The following is a 4,756-nucleotide window of genomic DNA, read 5'->3' as shown; positions in this document are numbered from 1 at the left end:
CAACCCCCAACAGGACCACGACGACTACGACTGAACTACAGTAAAAAAATACACGGTCCCGGTCGCCCGCACCGCCGGGCGGCGGCTCGCGATGACCTTCCTCGCGAGCGAGCGGGGGCTGGTGAGGAAGCCGTATCCCCAGGACATGTGCATGGTCGCGAGGGCGAGCGGGATCCGCAGGCGGGCCTTCGGCGGAAGGCCCCTGCCCGCCGGGACCGAGCCGGCGGCGATCGCGGCGAGGTAGCCGGCCGGGACCACGAAGCCGAGCGGGGTGAGGACCGCGCCGGCGACCAGGCCGGCGGCGATCGCGCAGACGGCGGCCGGCGGGGCCAGGTAGCGCGGGCTGATGGAGCCCTGGTGGTAGCGGGCCACGACGTGCCGCCAGCGGCCGTAGTCCTTGTACTGCTTCGCGAGGGCCCTCACCGAGGGCCTCGGGCGGTACTGCACGCGGAGCTCCGGCGAGAACCAGATCAGACCGCCGGCCTCGCGGATGCGGAAGTTCAGCTCCCAGTCCTGGGCGCGGACGAACTCCACGTTGTACCCGCCCTGCCGCTCCAGCGCCTCGCGCCGGAAGACGCCCAGGTACACGGTCTCGGCGGGGCCCGCCTCGCCGCCGGTGTGGAAGGCGGCGTTGCCCACGCCGATCCTGGAGGTCATGGCGGCGGCGACCGCGTCCTCCCAGGCGTTCTCGCCCTCGGCGTGCATCACACCGCCGACGTTCTGCGCGCCGGTCTCCTCCAGGAGCCGGACGGCGGTGGCGATGTAGTGCGGGGAGAGCATGCCGTGGCCGTCGACCCGTACCACGATCGGGTGGCGGGAGGCCTGGATCGCCGCGTTGAGGGCGGCGGGGGTGCGGCCGGTGGGGTTCGGCACCGTGAGGACGCGTCGCCCGCCCGAAGCGGTCTCGCGGACGAGCTCGGCGGCGATCTCGTCCGTGCGGTCCGTGGACGGACCGAGGGCGATCACCACCTCCATCTCGCCGTCGTACTCCTGCTCCAGGATGTGGCGGACCGAGGTGCGCAGATACCGCTCCTCGTCGAGGACCGGCATGATCACGGAGACGGGGGGCGCGGCGTTCATATCATCGGACACGTTACCGCGAACGGGGGACAGCCTTGCGTGCCGAGCGGGTGGTGGGCCCTTGCGCTGATCGTATGGGCCTACCGTGCTCACGGTTCCCCTGTCACACCCGCGGAGGTGTCCGTCCGTGCCCACACCGCCCCGCACGCCCCGTCCCCGGCCCGCCGCCCGTCGCGCACCGGTCCGCCGGCGGCGGAGGCGCCCCCGGTGGGGGATGCGGATGGCGACGGCGCTCTCGGTGACGGTCCTCGCGGCCGGCGGGATCGGGCACGCCGTGGTGACCGGCCTGGACACCGGGATCACCCGGGTCGACCCCTTCAAGGACATGAAGAACCGGCCGCAGGCCGGGCACGGGATGAACGTGCTGGTCGTCGGTACCGACGGCCGGGACCGGATCACCCCGGAGGAGAAGAAGAGGTACCGGCTCGGCGGCGCGCCCTGCCACTGCACCGACACGGTGATGCTCGTGCACATCTCGGAGGACCGGGAGCGGGCGAGCGTCGTCAGCCTGCCCCGCGACTCGTACGCGGAGATGCCCGAGCACACCGATCTGACCACCGGCCGGAAGCACCGGGCGCATCCGGTGAAGCTGAACGCGGCCTACGCCGAGGGCGGGCCCGGTCTGACCGTGCGGACCGTCGAGTCGATGACGGGGGTGAAGATCGACCACTACCTGGAGGTCGACTTCACGAGCTTCATGCGGACCGTGGACGCGGTCGGCGGGGTGCAGATCTGTACGGCGCGGCCCCTGAAGGACGCCTACACGGGGCTCGACCTGTCCGCCGGCACCCACGAGCTGGACGGCGGTCAGGCCCTGCAGTACGTGCGCTCCCGGCACATCGACGGAGCCGCCGACATCGGCCGCATGCAGCGGCAGCAGCGGTTCCTGGCGGCGCTGATCGACCAGGTGACGAACGGCGGGGTGCTGCTCAACCCGGTGCGGTTCCGTGAGGTCGCGACGACGATGCTGGGCTCCGTGCGGGCCGACGAGGAGTTCGGTACGGACCAGCTGCTGGCGCTGGCCAAGGCGATGCACGGCTTCACGCCGGCCTCGTCGGAGTTCGTGTCCGTGCCGATCGGGGACATGAGCTTCCCCGTGAAGGGCATCGGCTCGACCGTGAAGTGGGACGCGGCCAAGGCCCAGCGCCTCTTCCAGGCACTGCGGGACGACCAGCCGCTCGCCGCTTCCGCGCGGAAGGAGGAGGACTCCGCGAAGGCCCCGAAGGCGGTCGTCGTGGACGTGCCGCCGCGGACGGTCCGCGTCCAGGTCTACAACGGGACCCGGACCGACGGCCTCGGCCGCAAGGTCGACGACGCGCTGCGCGCGACGGGCTTCGACACCACCCGCACGCCGATGACCGGTTCCGCGCAGAAGCGGACCCTCGTGGAGTACGACCCGCGCTGGGACCGGTCGGCCAAGTCGCTGGCCGCGGCGCTGCCGGGGGCGGAGCTGCGGGCCGTCGCGGGGCGGGGCGGGACGCTGCGGGTCACCGTGGGGGCCGACCACGGGGCCGTCCGGGCGGTCCGGGCGGAGACCTCGGAGGCGCCCTTCGAGGCGGTCACCGGGGACAAGGTGGTGTGCCCGTGAACGTCCCGGTCCTCCGTGGCCGGGCTCAGTCCTCGTAGCCCTCGGCCGCCCGGCGTTCCCGCAGCTCCTTGATGGCCTGGCGGCGGGCGAGCCGGTGGGTGCGGCGGATCTGGGCCTCCTGGTTGCGGCGCTTGTCCTGCTCGGTCTCCGGGACGACCTGGGGGACGCGGCGGGGCTTGCCGTCCGCGTCGACGGCGGCGAAGACGAGGTAGGCGGAGCCGACCTGGGTGGCGGGCGTGGACTCGTTCCAGCGCTCGGCCATGACCCGTACGCCGACCTCCATGGAGGACCGGCCGGTCCAGTTGACCTGGGCCTTCACGTGCAGCAGGTCGCCGACCCGGACCGGCTCCAGGAAGGCCATCTCGTCCATGGAGGCGGTGACCGCCGGGCCGCCCGAGTGGCGGCCCGCGACGGCGCCCGCCGCGTCGTCGACCAGCTTCATGATCACGCCGCCGTGCACCGTACCCAGGAGGTTGGTGTCGTGGCTGGTCATGATGTGGCTGAGCGTGGTGCGGGACGCGGAGGTGGGCTTGCCCGGGATATCGCCCTGTTCTGTCATGCCCTCCACCATATGCCGGGTCCTCGCGGGGTCGCCGTCCGGTCCGGTTTGCATCAGCTTGGCAACAGCACCGGTCCGATCTTCTACCCGGACTGTCGCCCGGAAAGAGCTGCCCGGCACACTGGTCCACATGAATGACTGGCCCGATGAGCCCCAGGGACCCCGACGGATGAACCACGTGCAGCGCCCGCAGGTTCCGCAGCAGCCGCCGCGTTCCCAGCAGGGCCACGGCCAGGGCTACAACCCGAACTTCACCCAGGCGCAGAACCAGGGGTACGACTCCGGTTACAGCAGCGGCCAGGTGTACGGCGGTCCCCAGAACCAGGGCGGCGGCCACGGCGGCGGGCCGGGCGGCGTGCCGCCGCAGTACGCGCCGCAGGGGCCCGGCCGGCCCGCCCCGGACTGGCGCAAGCGCATCAAGATCGGCTCGATCGTGCTGGTCGTCGGTGTCCTCGCCTGGGGCATCGGCACCTACGCCTGGGCCAGCTCGCAGATGCGCAACGAGGTCGATCTCTCCAAGGTCATCGAGCGGCCGGAGGAGGGCGACTGCACGACGTACCTGATCGTCGGCTCCGACAGCCGCGAGGGCATGTCCGCCGAGGAGAAGAAGAAGCTCCACACGGGCTCCGCCGAGGGCAAGCGGACCGACTCGATGATGATCCTCGCGGCCTGCTCCAGCGGGAACACGATGGTGTCGCTGCCGCGTGACTCCTGGGTGACGATCCCGAACTTCGTCGGCTCCGAGTCGGGCAAGTCGTACCCGGCCCGCGGCGGCTCCAAGCTGAACGCGGCCTACGCGATGGACGGCCCCGAACTGCTCGTGCGGACCGTCGAGTTCAACACCGGCCTGCACATCGACCACTACGCGGAGATCGGCTTCGCCGGCTTCGCGAACATCGTGGACGCGCTCGGCGGCGTCGAGCTGAACATCGACAAGGGCTTCAAGGACAAGAAGTCCGGCGCCGACTTCCAGGCGGGCAAGCAGACCCTCAACGGCGAGCAGGCCCTGGCCTTCGTCCGCACCCGGTACGCCTTCGCCGAGTCGGACCTCCAGCGGACGAAGAACCAGCAGAAGTTCCTCTCCGCGCTCGCGAACCAGGCGGCGACGCCGGGCACGATCCTCAACCCGTTCGCGCTGTACCCGACGCTCGGCGCCGGTCTGGACACGCTGATCGTGGACAAGGACATGTCGCTGTACGACCTCGGGAAGATGTTCTTCGCGATGAAGGGCATCAACAGCGGCGACGGCAAGTCCATGAACATGCCGATCGCCGGTTCCGCGCCGCAGAACTCCCTGAAGTGGGACATGCCGAAGGTGAAGCAGCTCGTCGAGCAGATCAAGAACGACGAGAAGGTCACCGTCGAGTCCAGCCGCTGAGCGGAAGCGGAAAGGGGCGCCCTCCGGTCGTCGGAGGGCGCCCCTTCCGCACGCCCTACGGGAGGTTGCGGGCCATGACGATGCGCTGGACCTGGTTGGTGCCTTCGTAGATCTGGGTGATCTTGGCGTCGCGCATCATGCGTTCGACGGG

Annotated in this window: 5 protein-coding genes; 2 read left to right on the top strand and 3 right to left on the bottom strand. The window is 71.0% G+C overall.

The annotated features are described in order from the left end of the window. Positions 1-24: 24 nt before the first annotated feature. Positions 25-1,080: a glycosyltransferase family 2 protein gene (locus ACFV2S_RS37815; protein WP_385570862.1), complete on the bottom strand. Its 1,056-nt coding sequence runs from the start codon at positions 1,078-1,080 to the stop codon at positions 25-27. A gap of 214 nt (positions 1,081-1,294) precedes the next feature. Between ACFV2S_RS37815 and ACFV2S_RS37810 the strand changes: the two genes are divergently transcribed. After that, a complete protein-coding gene (locus tag ACFV2S_RS37810; protein ID WP_385570860.1) occupies positions 1,295-2,668 on the top strand; it encodes an LCP family protein in 1,374 nt (457 codons plus the stop codon). 25 nt (positions 2,669-2,693) lie between these two features. On the opposite strand, the gene ACFV2S_RS37805 is transcribed toward ACFV2S_RS37810, so the two are convergent. Next, on the bottom strand, positions 2,694-3,227 hold the full coding sequence (locus ACFV2S_RS37805; protein ID WP_383801320.1) for an acyl-CoA thioesterase: 534 nt from the start codon (positions 3,225-3,227) through the stop codon (positions 2,694-2,696). A 169-nt stretch (positions 3,228-3,396) separates the two neighbouring features. On the opposite strand from ACFV2S_RS37805, the gene ACFV2S_RS37800 reads away from it, so the two are divergent. Continuing rightward, a complete protein-coding gene (locus ACFV2S_RS37800; protein WP_385570857.1) occupies positions 3,397-4,605 on the top strand; it encodes an LCP family protein in 1,209 nt (402 codons plus the stop codon). A gap of 55 nt (positions 4,606-4,660) precedes the next feature. Here the strand turns inward: ACFV2S_RS37800 and ACFV2S_RS37795 are convergent. Further along, the coding region (locus ACFV2S_RS37795; protein ID WP_157849844.1) for an acyl-CoA dehydrogenase family protein at positions 4,661-4,756 on the bottom strand (96 nt) is incomplete at its 5' end.

It is taken from the genome of Streptomyces sp. NPDC059695, assembly GCF_042733785.1.
Taxonomy (GTDB): Bacteria; Actinomycetota; Actinomycetes; order Streptomycetales; family Streptomycetaceae; genus Streptomyces.
Note: the sequence above shows the minus strand (reverse complement) of the source record. Positions and strands in the feature narration are given on the sequence as shown.

Excerpts from the sequence above, each read along its gene's own strand:
- ACFV2S_RS37815 (WP_385570862.1), bottom strand. The coding sequence starts at position 1,080 with ATGAACGCCGCGCCCCCCGTCTCCGTGATCATGCCGGTCCTCGACGAG.
- ACFV2S_RS37810 (WP_385570860.1), top strand. The coding sequence starts at position 1,295 with ATGCGGATGGCGACGGCGCTCTCGGTGACGGTCCTCGCGGCCGGCGGG.
- ACFV2S_RS37800 (WP_385570857.1), top strand. The coding sequence starts at position 3,397 with ATGAACCACGTGCAGCGCCCGCAGGTTCCGCAGCAGCCGCCGCGTTCC.
- ACFV2S_RS37805 (WP_383801320.1), bottom strand. The coding sequence starts at position 3,227 with ATGACAGAACAGGGCGATATCCCGGGCAAGCCCACCTCCGCGTCCCGC.